Here is a 17,877-nt window from a genome sequence, read left to right as displayed (position 1 = left end):
AGAGCCCAGAGCCCAGAGCCCAGAGCCCAGAGCCCAGAGCCCAGAGCCCAGAGAATTGTCGGAGGAGCAATCTCTGCCGTCTAGTCCACTAAGCAAGAAAAGTGACGGCGCAACCTCAATGGAGAGCGAAATGTGTTATGCACGGAAACTCTGTCTTGCGGCCAAGTCCCAAGTCATGGACATGTTCCAGGAAGCCCGGCTTGGCAAGGCCGTCGACCCAAGCACGACGTTGCCGCTGGTCGGAGAAATCGCTGCCTCGGTGCTGCGCCAACCTCATGCCCTCATCAGCGTCGCACGCATCAAAACGCACGACGATTACACCTACCTGCACTCGGTTGCCGTCTGCGCCCTGATGCTATCGCTGGCCCGGCATCTCGATCTAGACGAGGAGCAAACGCGCCTGGCTGGCATCGGCGGACTGATGCACGACCTAGGCAAGGCCGCGATGCCGCTGGAAGTGCTTAACAAACCAGGCAAGCTCACCGATGCCGAGTTCGCCATCATGAAGCGCCACCCTGTGGAGGGCGCAAAGATGCTGCGCGCAGGCGGGGCCGAGCCCGGGGTGGTGGACATTGCCCTGCACCATCACGAGAAGATCGACGGAACCGGCTACCCGGATCGCTTGGCCGGTGACGCCATTTCACTCCTGGCCCGCATGGGCGCAATCTGCGACGTCTATGATGCCGTGACGTCGGAGCGAGCCTACAAAAAGCCGTGGGACCCGTCCGCGGCGATGCGGCAGATGGCCAAGTGGGAGGGCCATTTCGACAAACGCATCTTCCACGCCTTCGTCAAGGCCGTGGGCATCTACCCCGTCGGCTCCTTGGTTCGCCTGTCCTCTCAGCGTCTGGCCGTTGTCGTTGAGCCGGGAATGGAATCACTGCTGACTCCCAAGGTTCGCGTGTTCTTCTCGCTACGCTCGAGAGAGCCGATCCCGATGCAGACCATCGACCTGGCGGCCACGAGTTGCAAGGACAGTATCACTGGCCCCGAAGACCCGACGCTCTGGAACTTCAAGAACCTCGACGACTTGTGGATGGAATAGCCCCCACAAAACGACGGCCCCGTGAGGGAGCCGTTGAACATCGTCGAGCGATGCCCGTCCAGGGAGGGATGGCCGAGCTCGATTCTCCAGAAGGTAGCTGGTGACACGAGTGTTGAGCCCACCCAACTAGGGTGACGGAAATTTCTGGGGTTCCGGCTTACATCCCCAATCTCGGAAAGCTCCGAGGCGATGTGCATGTCAGCAACAAAACCGGGTGTGGAAGGGCCAATGAAAATGCCTGCCAACAAATAACCAATCAGTGCGGGTATTCGCATCTTTTCGGCCAAAAAGCCCAGTATCAACGCGACAACAAGTCCCGCAGCAATCGTCGTAATAAGGGGAATGTTGTGCTCCATAGAACTCCTTCTAACGTGTCCAGTATTCAACCGCTAGATATGAGCATAACTGGCCGGACTTTCATTCACCCTTACTGATTGGCTAAAAAAATGTCCTTTCATTACAGGATGTTAATGGCATCCTTTCGGTATGGGTAATAGTTTGATGGACAATGCTAGGTTCCGTGCCCGCGTACGGGTTCAGGCTTGAGCAGCCTTTACTTCCTTATAAAGATGAAGATTGGAACAAACTACGCTGCGATAGGTATTTTGAGCGTTGTCATGTTTGCTTTTGTTGGTTATCTTGACTACAGGGATTTCCAAAAAGAAAAGCAATAAAAAGCTAGCCAAAACCTCTAGTTAGGGCCGAACAAACTCAGCGACTCCAAGAGGCAAGCAGGTTGCCCCTTGGAGTACGTTAGATGTCGGCTCAATGCGTGCGTTTAGATTGGGTGGAAGGTAGAAAGATCGTAAGAATGCCCAAGAGCGGCATGAATGAGCACAGCGTGTAGACGTACTCGATACCACGCAGGTCCGCCAGATGGCCCAGCGCTGCGGCTGCAATACCACTAAAGCCGAACATAAGCCCAAAGAATACACCGGCGATCATGCCTACGTTGCCAGGCACCAGCTCCTGGGCATAGACCACAATGGCAGAAAAGGCCGACGCCAGGATAAATCCAATAATCACGCTCAACACGCTGGTCCAGAAGAGATCAACGTACGGCATGGCCAACGTAAACGGCGCGGCCCCCAGAATGGAAAACCAGATTACCGCCTTGCGCCCGATCCTGTCGCCAATGGGACCACCAAAGAACGTACCTGCTGCCACTGCGCCCAGAAACAGGAACAGATGCAGCTGGGAGCTGGCCACCGACAAGTGAAACTTCTCGATCAGATAAAACGTGAAATAGCTGGTGATGCTGGCCATGTAGATATATTTGGAGAAAACCAGCAAGGCCAGGACGACCAAGGCTCCCGTGATCTGGCGGCGAGACAGCCCATGCGTAGCTTCACGTCCCTTCTTTTTCCCCGCCGTATTTAAGTGGCCCCGATACCAGAGGCTAAGCCGATATTGCACGCCGATGGCAAAGAATCCGAACAGGCCGAACCACACGATATTGGATTGACCAAAAGGGATGATGATCGCTGCAGCGAGCAATGGCCCTACGGCGGTTCCTGCGTTGCCTCCTACCTGGAAAGAAGACTGAGCCAGACCAAAGCGGCCACCGGAAGCCAGACGGGCAACCCGCGAGGTCTCAGGATGAAAGGTGGATGAGCCAACCCCAATCAGCGCCGAGGCTACCAGTATGGTCGAAAAGGTATCGACAAAACCCAGCATCAGGATGCCTATCAGTGTACAGACAGCACCAGCCGGAAGCAGAAACGGTTTTGGATATCGATCCGTATAGAAACCAATCCATGGTTGCAGCAAAGAGGCTGTGACTTGAAAGGTCAGCGTAATCAGCCCTACCTGGGTAAAGGTCAGGCCGTAATTTTCCCTCAGCATGGGATAGATGGACGGAAGAACCGACTGGATAAGGTCATTGATCAGGTGCGCGAGCGCGCAAGAGAAAACAATGCTCATCACAAGGGGATTGGCGGCAGAGGCTGAACGGATGGAAGTGTCAGCCTGGGCAGTAGGCACGGACATGAACGGTACTCGTTATACTCATTGTTTGGTACCGTACTGTGCCATTTCGTAAGCATGGTATCTAGATACAATTCGAAACAGTGTGCAGGTCCGGTTGCGGTTTACTTATAAGCAAGGCAAATACGGCACCTTAAAAGCCACATCCTATCCAGTATGAAAGACGACCGGCAGGAAGGCCTCACTGGCACCAGCGAGGCGGATCAATTCAGTGCTCAAGACGTTACCCGGACCAGAGCCACGACACCGCTCCATCACAGGCACATCAGTTGGGATCGATTGAGGCTACCATCCTGTCCTTTATGAAGGATCACTTTACAAGACGCTGAGCCTCTTTTAGCAGGTCTCACATCAGTGATTTATCGTAAAAAGGGCAAGTAAGGCAAAACTACCCAAGGCCGACATCCCAGCCTGTATCTTCTTCAATATTCTCTGCAACAACCTGCTTTGTATGCGCATGCCACACCTCCTGCAAAGAACGATTACCCATTTCTGAAAGTACTTTTAATAGACAGCCGTAAAACGCTGTATCACTACAGGACCGGCTAAACGGTATAGCTGTTTGTCAGACTGCAACCCTTTTCTAAACCAAGAAATACCGAGCCGATATCAAAGTAGAAGCGTTGCAATAGCACGGGCTATTAGAGGCGAGCTGAAAAATAGCCCGGACGGATATCTGTTCTGAGAGGAATAAGACAGTACAACGTCCATCCAGGCTAAAGGCCTAGCTTCAACTTACTAGCAGGACCGCTAGCACGGTAAAGATACTCAATTAGGGGGATGAGAAGTTCGTTAGAAACGGTAAAGGTAAGTAAATAATCGATACAAAGGAGTAGGTCAGCATGAGGTTTCCAAGGTTCTTCTAAGACACGCCGCCTTTAATCAACAGCTGAACGGGAAATGACCTCTTGTATAAACCTCAAATCGGCTCTCGTACCAGAATGCCCTGTTCGGCTTTGCGCAGCTCGGATACAAGATTGGTATCCAGCAGGCGGATCAGGAGCGACCCGCCTTCCGTAAGTGAATTATTACTCGCGGAGCCTCAAACTATTACTCTGCTGTATCGGGAACCTAGTTTCTCAGATGCCGTTATTGAACGACCTACCTTAAAGACAGAACGTTGTGTCCTCTTTAGGATGAGGGATAATCAACAAAGCGTTTGCTCTAGGGTGCCCTAGCGAGGAAAGACGCCGCTGCGATGCTGTAATGGAATATGGCCGCGTTGCTTCTTCCACTCCAAAGCATGTGTTTAAAGCATCATGTGTCCGCACTGTGCCTGCCGGGCACTAAGTTCTATTAGACCGTGGGTCGTAAAGGTAAAACGTACGGCTAGACAGCCTGCGTTAATGCAAATGCTGACTATACTCATGGAAGCCACATTCCGCATTAGTAAAACAGGTAGACACCAATGCGCAGAAACAGGGAAGAAATGATTGCCATGCTTGAATCCCGAGTTCATCACGAAGCTCTCTGGTTCAGCCGCATCCCTTTGCTCATTGGCATCGTAGCGGCGGTCGTTGTTTGCTTGGGCTACGCTTCATCTCATTGGACGTTCATGGCGGTTGGGCTTTTTGTCCTGATTATCGGCTTTAGCACCCAGGCGGTGCTCTGGTTTGGCCTGAGAGATTTGAATCGTCGTCGTTAGCACTGTCTGCAAAAGATCTAACGAAAGCCCTAGGCACCTCGGGCTTTCTGTACTTGTATATCGCCACACGGTGCGTCACCGACTTTATTTATGGCTTCCCAAACGTGACATCCAATGTCATCGAGTCAGTATGGCGCATCGGATTCTGGCCAGTGGGCAGACGATCATCATCAGGGTGCATGTAAGTCATGCCTGTACCGAGCTTCTCGGTCATGAACTGGCCGCCTTTATTCATGGTTTCTGTCGAACCATCGTAGAAGCCAGCAATGGTCTTGTTACCAGCAGAATCGGTTGTAACGATATTGCTGGGCGCAGCGTCAGCAATACTCTTGTTATCACCAATCTCGAATCCCTTGTTATCCGTGGCATGGATCGAAGCGTTTCGGCCATCGATGTCACTGGTATTGATAAAGCCGTTGAAGAATTCCAGCCGGCTGGCATCAGGGCGGTAATGTCCGTCTGCATCCGCCTGCTTAAGCAGTCCAGTGGTATCGTCCTCGAATCTCATAACGCCTGTCTGCCCTGGCTCAAGCGTTAGCTCAGCGGTCAACTGCTCGTTCTTATCGAATTGGCCTATTTTGATCGGATGGTCCTGAGTATTGGTTATATTGAATGCACGCGGACCGCTACCGGCAGTGGGCCCGTCACTACTGGCTGGGTTTGCAGACGTTACCTTTTGCGGGTCAGTTTCGGGAGTTACAGCAGGGCCAGAAGCTACAGAAGGTTGTTCCAGACTACCAGCCGCTGGTGCGGTGGCTTTTCCTACCTCCCTACCCTTACTTTGGTCCTGAGAGGATGCTCCCGTGTCATTCTGATTTTGCTGTAACCGTTGCGCAATCATCTGAAGGATTTGCTGCACCAGGTCACGCACCAATGCCATCAAATCCTCTTCGTTAGCTCCCTGGACGCCACCTGGGGAATGACCAGCCCCAGCCTTGCCGAATGTAACTTCTCTTCCCTGGCTGGCAAGCTCAGAAGGCGAACCGAAATTAACCTGTCCGCCGTATGGCTGAGCCAGGCCACCGTTAAGCCCGGGCGTTGGGCCATAATCATTGCTGCCAAGGCTAAAACCTGGCTCAGCGGGCCCAAGCACTTTTACTGACATATCAGCCTCCACAGAGCAAATAGGATATTGCCTGTGTGGTCAATTTAAGTTTCGGGTTCCTACTTAATCGTCCTGACAGCTTTGGCAGTACGCGAACTGGAGAGGAGAAACGCTAACCGCTCACGGTGCAGCCAGCGTTTTTCTCCCTTGTACTACAGCTGCCTTTGCTTGAGATCTGAAAACGAAGCCTTGAAGCCCAGAATGAAATCCACCGCTAGAAACACAAGCAGGCTGGCGCCTAATACAGGCAGACAGATCCCCAGTACTGTTGAGATCACAATCGCCAGGATTCGTTGAGCCAGGCCCAGCTCACGCCATGCATCGATAAGACTCGGTTGAGGAATATCATTAAAGGTCGGACGACGACGCCACCAGAGCAGGTATCCCCAAACCACCATGACCACAAGGCCACCCGCAAATCCAATCAACAACAGCTGATTGGCAAGGCCGAAAAGTACCCCCATATGCGCATCGATACCCCACCGGGTCAGTTTGGCTGGCAGAGAATACTGAGCAAACAGGACATGATCCACCACCGCCAAGGAGCCGGGATCGATAGCAACCGCATCCACATGAGTAGGCCAGCGACGGTCGATTTCATTAACCGTCCAGGCTTTTCCCGGCTGTATGGCAGGTTTGATTTCCACCTTTGCAGCGTCAATGTGCTGGGTACGTGCAGCGGCCATCACCTGATCAAACACGTCGGGATCAACCGCTTCCATCTTTGGCATGTTATCCATGTGCATATGATGTTCGGCATGCTCGTCCATGGGCATCTTCATGGCGGTTGAGCTATCCAGCTCCGTTGAAACAACAGGCGTCGACCATCCATAATATGCACGCAGAATGCCGATATTGCTCCCTGCATACTGTGACCATGTCAGCCCCGTGGCCGAAAAGAACAGCAGCCCTGCCAGCAGCCATACCCCTGTGGACCCATGCAGAGAGCGTAGACCCGCCGGCGTCTTACCACGCGTACGACTCCGTCGTGACGCCCATAGCACCAAGCCGCCCAAGGTGGCGACCCATAGCCAGGATGCCGCCAGCTCACTATAGATTCGGCCTACATCACCCAACAGAAGGCCCCTGTGAAACTGATCCAGCCAGGTACGTAATGGCAGGACACCACTCGTCCCGTATACCTTCATATCGCCTTTGACCTCACCGGTCACCGGGTCGATAAAGATGGCACGGCTCTCGGAGGCGCCTAGGCCCGGCGCGTTGAACATCACCCGGGTAGTATCACCGGCTGCAGGCGCAGGGCGTACGGCAGTGATGCGAGAGGACGGATCTACCGCTGCCTGGGCCGCACGCACTTGGGCGGCAAGGCTGAGAGGAGCACCCTGGCTATCCGTATGCAGGGCATCGGCATAAAGGTAGTCCTCAAGCTGAGGGGTCAAAGCGTAGACAATACCGCTCAGCGCCGCCACGAGAAGAAAAGGACCAACAAAAAGCCCGATATAGAAGTGCAGTCGTTTGAGTAACTGGATAAACGCGCCCGGTCTATTCTGGACCGACGCTGGCGAAGAACCTGACATGAGAATTCACCACGGCTAAGCACGACGACAACACATGGCTGCCGCCAACTAAGGGTTAGTAAGTAAATGCCGCCAGTGGCTGTCAGGGCGCGCGGGGATTGAGGCAGGGAAATGCGTCACGGGGAGGTCGTCGACAACCGGCGTCCAGATGATACAGGCGTTGCCGTTTATGACGCAGCAGCCAGCTCAGCGCCGTGAAAACCATGAGCGCCAGTGGAAGCGTACCAGCGAAGGCGCAATCGCTCATGGCAAGCTGCTTGATAGCTGAATCATGAGATGAGTCAACCATGGGCATACTGCCCTGGTGCATATCTGGCGCGGCGGTCATAGCATGGTGATGTGCGTGATGGTCCATCTCCACCGTCGTTTCGTGGGGCAACGGGAGACGGTATGTCTGGCCATGCATGATGCTGTGACCAAAACTGCAGGCGAGACCATTGAGCAGGACGGCGGCAACCAGCATCCAGGCAAGAGAAGTAAAATGGGCTCGAACTGACTTCATACCAACCAATTTAGCACTGATGACAAACACAGGCCAGATGCGGGATTTGTTGTCGAACGGTGGATATACAGCAATACCGTACGTAGACGCCGGGCTGCGGCCACATGGCGCAACACCGGCTTTTGAAGAAATCAGGCCTGTCTGGGCTGCCCATTGGAGGCTGAGAGCCCACCATCGACAGGGAGATTCACGCCGTTTACGAAACGGGCATCATGACTGGCCAGGAACGCAATGACATCAGCGACCTCTTCGGCCTCGGCTGGTCTACCCAGCGGAATCCGCTCCCTGAAGCTGGCCATAAGCGATTCATTGCCAAGCATATCTTCCGTCAGCTCGCTTTTAGTGAGACTGGGGCATACGGCATTGACCCTGACGCCTTCTTCACCAAAGTCCATTGCCAAGGCACGGGTAAAGTTGGTCACTGCCCCTTTGGCCGCGTTGTAAATACTCATCCCCCAGTCACCGCCCAGGCCTGAGACCGAGGAGACATTGACGATGCAGCCCTTCTGCTTGATCAGCTCAGGCAAGGCGCTTCGGCTACAATAAAACACACCGTCCAAATCGGTGGACATGACCTTGCGCCAGTCGTCGACATCAGCCTCGGTAATCTTGCCCTGGGCCACCGTACCCGCATTGTTTACCAGCACATCCAGGCGGCCATACTTCTGGATGACATCCGCGATCAGCTGCTCTACTTGAATCCGGTCCGAGACATCAGCGGTCTTGATGTAGCTGCTATCCGCCGGAAGCGTACGCGCCACGTGCTCAAGCTTTTCGGTCGTTCTGCCCACCAGCACGACCTTAGCGCCCTCTTCCGCAAATCGTTTGGCAGTTGCTTCACCAATACCCGATCCTGCCCCTGTCACGAGCACCACCTTGTTAGTAAAACGAGTCATGTCAGCCTCTCTGGATCATGGAAGGTATGCACCAGTAGAACCGCAGCAGCAAACCCAAGTTCATCAGGAGGTGCATTGCAGAGCCAAGCGATCGCTAGTTAGAAAGTACATTCTGGCGAGGGCACGCATACCACTTTACAAGCGATGCTTATCGAGAACACAACGAATGAGACACAAGCGGCCCGCTAGTGCTTCGAGAGTCACTTAGACGTCGTCTATGCAAACCTTCATTATTGATTTCTCAATGCTATGTCGTTCACTTGATCGCTTGGGCAGGTTCAATGCCGCGATTACATGTCGCGCCGACAACGCCTCTACTCGAAACGGCATGCAATAAATTACACAACGAAAACAAATTTTGAATCGCTTTAAAAGCATTTAAATTTTCACAGAATTCAAGGATTGCTATTCGTTCCGCTTGCTCACGACCCTTAAAACTTTCATTAGGTACAACCTTGTCTGCATATCGCACGATTGCAGAAAACCTCGGACAAATCGGCCATATCAGGCTACGTTCAGTTATCAGCGTAGAGACGAATAGAAGTCCAAACCGCCTAATTTCCTGACACTTTGTACGTGAAAGATCTAATCCAGTGTTTATCGCACTTTGGCAACGAACGAGTTGTAACATTTTGACTCTGACCTGTATTGCTCAATTAGGTGGACTTATAACAATGCGGGCTTCAGGTTTGTTCGTAGCTGCTTTAGGCATATTCGCCAGCCAATACAGCGCTGCTTCGACGTTGTCTCAGGAATCTTACGGCACCACGCGAGATGGCCATTCTGTAACGCGCTACACCATGACTAACGACAAAGGCGTAAGCGTCTCTTTTTTAAGTTTTGGTGGTGTTATTACGGAGATCATTACGCCTGACCGACACGGCAAACGCGCCAACATTGTGCTGGGGTACGATGATCTGCATGGTTACGAAGTCGTGGATGCTCGTGAAGGCATCCACTTTGGCGCTCTGATTGGCCGCTACGCCAATCGCATCGTCAAAGGGCAGTTCACACTTGACGGAAAAAACTATCAGCTCGAACGAAATGATGGTCCTAATACGCTGCACAGCGGTAGCAAGGGCTATGACAAGCGCATCTGGCAGGTCACGCCATTGGTGACTGAAGGCCCTGTGGTCAAGGCTGCCCTGAAGCTAAACAGCCCAGAGGGCGATCAGGGGTTTCCAGGCAACCTCCAGCTAACCGTTACCTACAGCCTTTCTGACGACAACACATTTCGTATTGACTATCAGGCCCAGACGAATAAGAGCACGGTCATCAACCTGACCAACCACAGTTACTTCAATCTGGCCGGACCTGACAGTACTCATGGAGTCCTGGATCAGGTGGTGCAGATAAATGCCGATCATTATCTTCCCACCGATGCTCAGTCGATCCCTACCGGTACCCTGCAACCGGTGGAAAACAGTGTTTTTGACTTTCGAAGGCCTAAAGCCATTGGCAAAGACATTCGCGCCAACGACCCACAGCTGCTTTATGCCCATGGCTTTGACCACAACTGGGTATTGAACAAAGGCGCTGATCCAAAGGCGTTACAAGATGCGGCCAAGGTCGTTGATCATGGAACGGGTCGCACACTTGAGTGCCTGACTACAGAACCCGGCTTGCAGTTTTATACCAGTAATGCTCTCAAGGGGAACGTAACGGGCGCAGGCGGCAAGGTATATCGGCAGACTGAAGCGTTTGCCTTTGAAACCCAGCATTATCCAAACAGCCCGAACCAACCGGACTTTCCTAGTACGGTATTAAAACCTAGGGAGGTATTTAATAGCACGACCGTATTCCGTTTCGGTATTCAATAACGCCTTTGATAGTTCACTAAAGGATCCGCGCGTTTTTACAAAGAGAGAAACAGTTGATGAGCACTTTATCGACAAGGTCTGGATTGAGAACTTTCACTGCGGTTATCGCCGTTATATTCGCGGTAATTTTAGTGATTGGAGGGGCCTGGCTTGCAGTATTAGGCGGCTCGTATTATTACGTGATCAGCGGTATTGCTCTGCTGATCAGCGCTATTCTGCTCGCGCGTCGCTCTACCGCCGCGATCTGGCTTTATGCGGTACTGATGCTCGTGACGCTCGTATGGGGCCTCTGGGAAGCAGGCACCGATTTCTGGGCTCTCGTACCACGCCTGAATATTCTCGGTCTGTTGGGCATCTGGCTGTTGATTCCCGGAGTAACGCGTGGCATTGGCGCAGGTCTTAGAGCCAGCAAAACCTTTTTATCTGCAACGCTGGTGCTGTCCATTGCCGTACTGGTGTATTCGATCTTCAATGATCCGCAGGAGATCAATGGCAGCCTGGCGTCTACCCAACCTGCCCAGGCTCAGCCGGTAGAGGGTATCAGCCCGGCGGACTGGCCTGCCTACGGCAGGACCCAAAGCGGTACGCGCTACTCGCCGCTGAATCAGGTCAACGAGAACAACGTCAAAGACCTGCAGGTCGCTTGGACATTTCGTAGTGGCGAGTCCAGAACCGAGAACGATTCGGGGGAAACCACTAACGAACTGACCCCAATCAAGATTGGCGATAACATGTATATCTGCACCACGCACCAGATATTGGTAGCGCTGGACCCGGCTACAGGCAAGGAAAAATGGAGGTTCGATCCCAAGCTTAAATCGGAACCCTCCTACCAGCACCTGACCTGCCGTGGGGTATCCTATTACGATCAAGCCAACACCACGGAGTTTGCAGCCAGCCTCGCCGGTAAACCCCAGGCTCAAACCAGCTGCCCACGCAAGGTCTTCCTGCCCGTCAATGATGGCCGTCTCTTTGCCATCAACGCAGACAATGGCCAACCATGTAGCGAATTTGCCAACAATGGCGAGCTGGATCTTAAGGAGATGCATCCTTATACCTATCCAGGTGGTTTACAGCCCACCTCACCGCCGGTTGTAACGGGCACTACAGTAATCATTGGTGGCTCAGTTACTGACAACTTCTCTATCCATGAGCCATCAGGCGCCATCCGGGGTTATGACGTCAATACCGGCGCGTTGCAGTGGATATTCGATACGGGTGCAGAAGATCCCAATGCGATCCCGACTGACGGCAAGACCCTGGTTAACAACTCACCCAACGCCTGGGCACCCTTGGCCTATGATGCCGCTGCAGATGTAGTCTATGTACCGACAGGTAACGCCACGCCTGATATCTGGGGCGGCCACCGTACGCCGCTTATGGAGCGCTATGCCAGTGCCATCGTTGCGCTGAACGGCTCGACCGGTAAACTGGTCTGGTCTTATCAGACTACCCACCATGACCTCTGGGACATGGATGTACCTTCCCAGCCTACTCTTGCTGATGTAAAGACAGAATCTGGCGACACGGTTCCTGCTGTTTACGTACCGACCAAGGCGGGTAATCTGTTCGTACTGGATCGTCGTGACGGCAAGCCCATTGTGCCCATTACGGAGGTGCCGGTACCACAGGGCGCCGCAGAAGGCGATTGGGTAAGCCCGACGCAGCCTCGCTCCGCCTTGAACCTGACCCCCATCCAGACACTGACTGACAAGAACATGTGGGGCGCCACCATGTTCGATCAGCTGATGTGCCGCGTGATCTTCAAGCGCCTGAGCTATAAGGGTCAATACACGCCACCGTCCGAACAGGGCACGATTGTTTTCCCCGGTAACCTTGGCGTCTTTGAATGGGGTGGCATTTCCGTCAACTCCGATCGCCAAATAGCGTTAATGAATCCTATGGCGCTGCCCTTTGTGTCAAAGCTGATTCCGCGCGGCCCGGGTAATCCCATGTGGCCAGAAGAAGGCGCCAAAGGGACCGGCACCGAAACGGGCATTCAGCCTCAATATGGTGTGCCGTTTGGTGTAGAGATAAATGCGTTCCTGTCACCGCTGGGCCTTCCGTGCAAGCAGCCGGCCTGGGGCTATGTCGCCGGGGTCGATATGAAAACCCACGAAGTAGTTTGGCGTAAGCGAATCGGTACGATTCGGGACAGTCTGCAGGGGCTTCAACTGCCACCGTTGAAAATTGGTGTCCCCATGCTAGGAGGCCCGATCTCGACAGCAGGTAACCTGATGTTTATTGCCGGTACTCAGGACAACTATATCCGCGCCTATAACGTGACCAATGGCGACAAGGTATGGGAGGCACGTCTACCGGCTGGTGGCCAGGCCACACCCATGACCTACGAAGCCAACGGCAAGCAGTACGTTGTCATCATGGCGGGCGGGCACGGCTCCTTTGGCACCAAAATGGGTGATTATCTGATTGCATACGCCCTTCCCGATACGAAGTAAAATTCGTAATCAGAGCTGACCTCTACGCGAAGCCCGGAAATCTCATCCGGGCTTCGCTGTTTCTGCATTATGCCTAGGAATTGGCCTGCCAAAATAAACGTCGTTGTTGGCAGAGTTCATTGCCGCTGCGTTATGCTTGGCAATACAGCTCTCGGGCAGATGAGACCTGTCTCACTTGCTGCATCACTATTACAACAAGAGCCCCCAACCGATGCGAGCACTCTTCAAATACTGCGCCGCCATCCTGGCCTTTGGCGTTCTGGCAGGCCCTATACAGGCTGCAGACAAGGTTATTTTCGATACCGACTTCAATGTACTCAATGATGACGGTCAGGCATTCATCATGCTGGCGCAACTGCATGCGCAAAAACGGATCGAGCTGTTGGGCATGACGTTGGTGAGCGGCAATGCTTGGGTGGATCAAGAGCAGGTAGACGCCCTCAAGGCCGTCGAGCGTATGGGCGTGGAAAAGGAGGTCGGCGTTTATTCTGGCGCAGCCTACCCGCTTCTACATGACCTCTCGACGTACCCGCAAGAACAGGCGCTGTTTGGCGCAGGATGGCCTGGCGCCTTCAAAGGTCCACGACCGACTTCAGCCGATGCGCTCATCGCGCCTCCGGATGGCCGCGCCACCCATACGACGGTACGCCCTGAATCAGCGACCCAGTTCATTATCGACAGCATCAAGCAGCACCCCCATGAAGTCACAATTCTGGCTGTCGGCCCGCTGACTAACCTTGCCCTGGCCATCCGCAGCGCACCTGAGATCGTGCCGCTGATCAAGCGGATCGTGTACATGGGCGGCGCCATCGAGATTCCAGGCAATACCACGCCCGCAGCAGAATTCAACTGGTGGTTCGACCCGGAGGCTGCACGGATCGTTTTACGCTCGCCGATAGAGCATGTGATCTTTCCCAACGACGTCTGCGAAAAGGTCATCTTCAACGCAGGCGTCTACAAGCGCATCGTGGCCGCTGAAGGGGTTATCCCTGATCTGTACAAGACAGTCCTGGGCCCTGAGTTCGACAAGGACCCTGCCTACCAGAGTTTTACCTGGGACAGTCTGCCGGCGCTCTTCCTGGTGCACCCGGAACTGGTAACCGAATCGAAAGACCTTTGGGTTGACGTTGATACCCACTTTGGCCCGAACTACGGCAGGTCACTGGGCTACCACAAGAATCCCCCATTAGGCACCCAGAAAGCCAAGGTGGTATTTGGTATCGATCAACAAGCCTTTTGGAATGATTATGTAAAGCTGGTTACGTTGCCTGCCCCAGTCAAACGACCATGAAGTGGTGCCTAGGGTTGCCAGCTGTATTGTTGCAACCCTGTCCTTGCCTCCACACAGGTCTGCGCTGCTGGCACATCCTCCGCAGCCAGAAATTCTAAATAAAAACTTAGCGGATAGTGTTAGATCCCTTGCTGCTTTAACCAGGCCCCCGCGGTACCAGGGAAGTTGCGTATCTACAAATCATGCTAGTGAGTCATAAGCAGATCACCCTGCGCGGGGCGGCCTAAATAAAACCCTTGTGCCTGATGGCAATTAAGCCGAGTCAATAATTCAAGCTGTTCCTGGGTTTCAACGCCTTCAGCCGTAACAGTGAGCGATAAAGCACGACCCAAACCAATAATGGCTTCGATGATCGCCTCGCCACTAGACGAGCCATCCAACGCGGCAATAAAGCTACGGTCGATCTTGATGCCGTCGAAGGGATAAGTATGGACATAGCTTAATGACGAGTAGCCGGTGCCAAAATCATCCATGGCTAGCCTAACGCCTAGCTCCTTGAGTGCTCGCATAATAGCCAAAGCATCGTTGGTGTTATCAAGCATAACGCTTTCGGTAATCTCAAGCTCCAGGCGCTCAGGCGCAAGCCCGGTTTCCTCTAGAACCGCGTGTATGCGAGCTACCAAGTCACTGCGCTTGAATTCTATCGGTGAAAGATTGACCGAGACAAAGGCCGAGTCCTGCCACCGCGTAGCCTCTAGGCACGCCCTGCGTAATACCCAGTCACTCAATGGCACGATTAGGCCGGTTTCTTCCGCAATGGAAATAAAATGGTCAGGGCTTAAATAGCCGCGTAGAGGATGCTGCCACCGTACCAAGGCTTCGGCCCCTGTTAGATGACCGCCTCGTATCTTATAACGGGGCTGAAACTCCAAGCGCAATTCGTCTCGACGTAAGGCTAGTCTAAGATCCGTCTCGAGTTGCCGCCGAACCAGAAGACGACTACTCATCCGTGAGGTGTAAAACTGCCACGTGTTCCGGCCTGACGCTTTGGCTTCGTAAAGCGCTATATCGGCAAAACGCAAGAGATCGTCAGCCTGACAGCTATCCTCCGGCGCCGAAACGATCCCCATGCTGCATCCTACACTCACCTCATGCTTATTGATCAACACAGGCTTTCGCAGGCTATTAAGGAGTCGCTCGCAGAGTTTTTCAATAAAAGCCCGGTTTGGCAGACCGCTGGCTACAATGACGAACTCATCGCCCCCAATACGGGAGACAAGATCATCCTCACGCATACATTGTTTCAGCCGGTGAGAAACCTCAACCAACATCTGATCACCAGCCGCGTGCCCAAGGGTATCGTTTATGGGTTTGAAACCATCCAGATCAAGGTACAGGAGCCAAAGCGGATTCTCCGCGGTAGGCTTGGCCTCCAACCTCGCCTTGAGAAAGCGATACATCATACGCCGGTTGGCCAGGCCCGTCAGAGCGTCCTCCTGAGCATCTCTTAATCGCGCTTTTTCCTGGAGTTTGCGCGGCGTAATATCCTGTACAAAGGCGCTGAAGATCGTACGGCTGTCAATTTGGATCGCCGTGATGCGTGTCTCGACGGGAATCAGCATCCCATCCTTACGCAACGCCGAATGTTCGACAACCTTGCCCACATTGTTACTTTCTCCTGTGGCGAGGAAGCCTTTCAAATCGTCACGATAAGCCTGACGCATCATCGGCGGAATAATCAAATCCTCTATAGACGCGCCTATTGCTTCTTCTCGACTCCAGAGAAAGATCTCTTCGGCTTTGCGATTCCAGGCGGTAACAGCCCCCCTTTCATCCGTACAGATGTACCCGTCACTGGTATTTTCCAGGATGGCACTCAGTTCGGCCTCACGCTTATGCAGCGTTTGAATGTGCTCTTGCGCCTCTTTGGTTAGCGAGTCTTTCCTGGCAAGGAGAACCTCCTTATCGACCAGCATTTTCTGCAGCTGCCCGTTCAGACCTTGGAGCATGTCTTTCATGCGCATATCAAGAAGCGCCCGGCCAAACTTTCGGGCTGAATCTATTTCAGCCTTTGACCAGGGCTTGGCTTGGTAGCGAACCGTTTCTTTCCAGTCTTCAAATGACTTTCGCGGCGTCAACTGCCCAGGAGTAGAACCTGGCTCAACTGGCTTATGGGGATTACCTGCCCAATTAATGGTTTCAAGATACTCGGCCCTGAACCATAGCAATACAAACGGAGGACTGTGCGAGATTACAACCGCCAGTAAGCCGCTGGCCTGGGTGGCATACACCTTTGCAGGCTCATAATGATCTACAAGTCTTTTGGTCGCAAAGGTAGTCGGCATGGATGGCTCCAGAAGCCACTCTATCAATGCTCGGGCCTGCTCCTCAGATGGCGTACTGCCCAGTAGGGTAAGCTTACCGTGAAGAAGCAGTGCTGCACCCTCTGCGTGAACAAGGTGCTGAACATCCTTCAAATAGCGCCGAATACTTTCTTCAACAGCAGACAACCCTGTCAGCCTATTGAGTAACTCTTCACGAGCAAAAGCCAATTGCTGCGCCTGATTGTTAATCGCTTTTTCCAAATGCGCCTTAATCGATTGGCCCAGCGTCTGCCCTAATAGTTTACAGGTCTCGCGCATATCATAAGAGACCCGTTTGGGAGAGGTATGATGGCAGGAGACAAGTCCCCATAGTTGCCCATCCACGACTATCGAGACGGACATAGAGGCTGTAACGTTCAGGTTTTTAAGATATTGAACATGAATGGGCGAAACGCTGCGCAAGCTGCATCCGCTCATGTCCAATGGCTGACCTGTAATGGGGTTCAATACCGGAATGAGCGGAGCAGGTGTATACCCAGCATCCGCTATTGTTCTGATGGGATTCCGAAGATAAAGCGCTCGCGCCTGCCTGGGAATGTCGGAGGCGGGATAATGATGATTGAGGAGCGCGTCAAGACTATCGATCTTGTCTTCAGATGCGACAAGCCCAGTCCCATCCTCTAGAAACCGATAAATCATTACCCGATCAAACCCGGTCAGGCGGCGAAACTCCTCACTTGCACTCTTAAGCAGAGCGTGCAGACTGGTTGTGGCACTCCAAATTGTAAGAACCCGATGGATCTCGCCGACCCTCTGCGCCGCAGTGATTTGATGCTCTGAGGAAGGCTCCAGCTCTAGAAACAACACACCATTGCAAATATGTGCTGTTAGATCTACAGGTATACCAAGGTTGCCTGCCGGCGACAACGAGCCTAAATATAAAGGTTCAGTCATATCAGGCTCGAGCGTCAGAAGAGACGTCGCGGCCTCGGCCCCAAAAATCGTATCGACTGGCTGCCCCAGCAAGTCAGTAGGGTTTCGTGTTAAAAACCGCACAGTATCACCGGCAACTTGTTGAATAGTCTGGGTATCAGGGTCAATAGCAAGCAATATACCGTGTGGCTGAATCGATCCGGGAATATGAATCGGTTCCCTGTCACACTGCGCAAGATCAAGAGGCTGGGTCGTTTGATCCATAATTAAAAGGTACGCCTGAAGGTCAGTATGCGGGTAGAGCAACAACCGCTCCACGATAGGCTACGGCTTGGCTTGTTATAGGTCTGAGCCAATACACCGCCATTGGTTCGTTAGAGATTCCCCGCTTTA

At 53.2% G+C, this 17,877-nt stretch carries 11 protein-coding genes and 1 pseudogene; 6 read left to right on the top strand and 6 right to left on the bottom strand.

The annotated features are described in order from the left end of the window. The first annotated feature begins 175 nt into the window (after positions 1 to 175). The gene (locus HMPREF1487_RS22675; RefSeq protein ID WP_223198360.1) at positions 176 to 1,045 is read left to right on the top strand and encodes an HD-GYP domain-containing protein; all 870 of its coding nucleotides are present in this window, start codon (positions 176 to 178) and stop codon (positions 1,043 to 1,045) included. 176 nt (positions 1,046 to 1,221) lie between these two features. On the opposite strand, the pseudogene HMPREF1487_RS26980 reads toward HMPREF1487_RS22675, so the two are convergent. Both HMPREF1487_RS26980 and HMPREF1487_RS22670 read right to left on the bottom strand, forming a co-directional pair. Beyond that, positions 1,222 to 1,401: pseudogene (locus HMPREF1487_RS26980) on the bottom strand (sodium:proton antiporter); the annotation flags it as partial. A gap of 409 nt (positions 1,402 to 1,810) precedes the next feature. Continuing rightward, positions 1,811 to 3,034 (bottom strand): MFS transporter, encoded by a 1,224-nt coding sequence (locus HMPREF1487_RS22670; protein WP_010799102.1) that lies wholly within the window; start codon positions 3,032 to 3,034, stop codon positions 1,811 to 1,813. 1,405 nt (positions 3,035 to 4,439) lie between these two features. Between HMPREF1487_RS22670 and HMPREF1487_RS22665 the strand changes: the two genes are divergently transcribed. Then, positions 4,440 to 4,676, top strand: a complete 237-nt coding sequence (locus HMPREF1487_RS22665; protein WP_010799101.1) for a hypothetical protein — start codon at positions 4,440 to 4,442, stop codon at positions 4,674 to 4,676. A gap of 88 nt (positions 4,677 to 4,764) precedes the next feature. Here the strand turns inward: HMPREF1487_RS22665 and HMPREF1487_RS22660 are convergent, their stop codons facing one another. After that, complete coding sequence (locus tag HMPREF1487_RS22660; protein WP_010799100.1) at positions 4,765 to 5,781, bottom strand: hypothetical protein; 1,017 nt, start codon at positions 5,779 to 5,781, stop codon at positions 4,765 to 4,767. 152 nt (positions 5,782 to 5,933) lie between these two features. Next, positions 5,934 to 7,319 (bottom strand): PepSY-associated TM helix domain-containing protein, encoded by a 1,386-nt coding sequence (locus HMPREF1487_RS22655; protein WP_010799099.1) that lies wholly within the window; start codon positions 7,317 to 7,319, stop codon positions 5,934 to 5,936. 343 nt (positions 7,320 to 7,662) lie between these two features. Here HMPREF1487_RS22655 and HMPREF1487_RS27815 point away from each other — a divergent pair, with 343 nt between their 5' ends. Beyond that, a complete protein-coding gene (locus HMPREF1487_RS27815; protein WP_218186947.1) occupies positions 7,663 to 7,815 on the top strand; it encodes a hypothetical protein in 153 nt (50 codons plus the stop codon). Between the two features lie 137 nt (positions 7,816 to 7,952). Here the strand turns inward: HMPREF1487_RS27815 and HMPREF1487_RS22645 are convergent, their stop codons facing one another. Beyond that, a complete protein-coding gene (locus tag HMPREF1487_RS22645) occupies positions 7,953 to 8,717 on the bottom strand; it encodes a meso-2,3-butanediol dehydrogenase (protein ID WP_010799097.1) in 765 nt (254 codons plus the stop codon). 674 nt (positions 8,718 to 9,391) lie between these two features. On the opposite strand from HMPREF1487_RS22645, the gene HMPREF1487_RS22640 reads away from it, so the two are divergent. From HMPREF1487_RS22640 to HMPREF1487_RS22630, 3 genes are all read left to right on the top strand, one after another. Then, positions 9,392 to 10,537, top strand: coding sequence for an aldose epimerase family protein (locus HMPREF1487_RS22640; protein WP_010799096.1), 1,146 nt, complete (start codon positions 9,392 to 9,394; stop codon positions 10,535 to 10,537). Between the two features lie 83 nt (positions 10,538 to 10,620). Continuing rightward, complete coding sequence (locus HMPREF1487_RS22635) at positions 10,621 to 12,996, top strand: glucose/quinate/shikimate family membrane-bound PQQ-dependent dehydrogenase (protein WP_371106395.1); 2,376 nt, start codon at positions 10,621 to 10,623, stop codon at positions 12,994 to 12,996. A gap of 211 nt (positions 12,997 to 13,207) precedes the next feature. Beyond that, on the top strand, positions 13,208 to 14,287 hold the full coding sequence (locus HMPREF1487_RS22630; RefSeq protein ID WP_010799094.1) for a nucleoside hydrolase: 1,080 nt from the start codon (positions 13,208 to 13,210) through the stop codon (positions 14,285 to 14,287). Positions 14,288 to 14,472: 185 nt separating this feature from the next. Here the strand turns inward: HMPREF1487_RS22630 and HMPREF1487_RS26430 are convergent, their stop codons facing one another. Next, a complete protein-coding gene (locus tag HMPREF1487_RS26430) occupies positions 14,473 to 17,748 on the bottom strand; it encodes a bifunctional diguanylate cyclase/phosphodiesterase (protein ID WP_051370269.1) in 3,276 nt (1,091 codons plus the stop codon). Positions 17,749 to 17,877: the final 129 nt, after the last annotated feature.

Origin of the sequence: Pseudomonas sp. HPB0071 (assembly GCF_000478505.2) — a bacterium.
Classification (GTDB): domain Bacteria; phylum Pseudomonadota; class Gammaproteobacteria; order Pseudomonadales; family Pseudomonadaceae; genus Chryseomonas; species Chryseomonas luteola.
This window is presented reverse-complemented; position numbering and strand designations above follow the sequence as displayed.

Bases quoted from the DNA above. Each gene is read 5' to 3' on its own strand.
- HMPREF1487_RS22675 (WP_223198360.1), top strand. From the start codon at position 176: ATGGACATGTTCCAGGAAGCCCGGCTTGGCAAGGCCGTCGACCCAAGC.
- HMPREF1487_RS22670 (WP_010799102.1), bottom strand. From the start codon at position 3,034: ATGTCCGTGCCTACTGCCCAGGCTGACACTTCCATCCGTTCAGCCTCT.
- HMPREF1487_RS22665 (WP_010799101.1), top strand. From the start codon at position 4,440: ATGCGCAGAAACAGGGAAGAAATGATTGCCATGCTTGAATCCCGAGTT.
- HMPREF1487_RS22660 (WP_010799100.1), bottom strand. From the start codon at position 5,781: ATGTCAGTAAAAGTGCTTGGGCCCGCTGAGCCAGGTTTTAGCCTTGGC.
- HMPREF1487_RS22655 (WP_010799099.1), bottom strand. From the start codon at position 7,319: ATGTCAGGTTCTTCGCCAGCGTCGGTCCAGAATAGACCGGGCGCGTTT.
- HMPREF1487_RS22645 (WP_010799097.1), bottom strand. From the start codon at position 8,717: ATGACTCGTTTTACTAACAAGGTGGTGCTCGTGACAGGGGCAGGATCG.
- HMPREF1487_RS22640 (WP_010799096.1), top strand. From the start codon at position 9,392: ATGCGGGCTTCAGGTTTGTTCGTAGCTGCTTTAGGCATATTCGCCAGC.
- HMPREF1487_RS22630 (WP_010799094.1), top strand. From the start codon at position 13,208: ATGCGAGCACTCTTCAAATACTGCGCCGCCATCCTGGCCTTTGGCGTT.
- HMPREF1487_RS26430 (WP_051370269.1), bottom strand. From the start codon at position 17,748: ATGGATCAAACGACCCAGCCTCTTGATCTTGCGCAGTGTGACAGGGAA.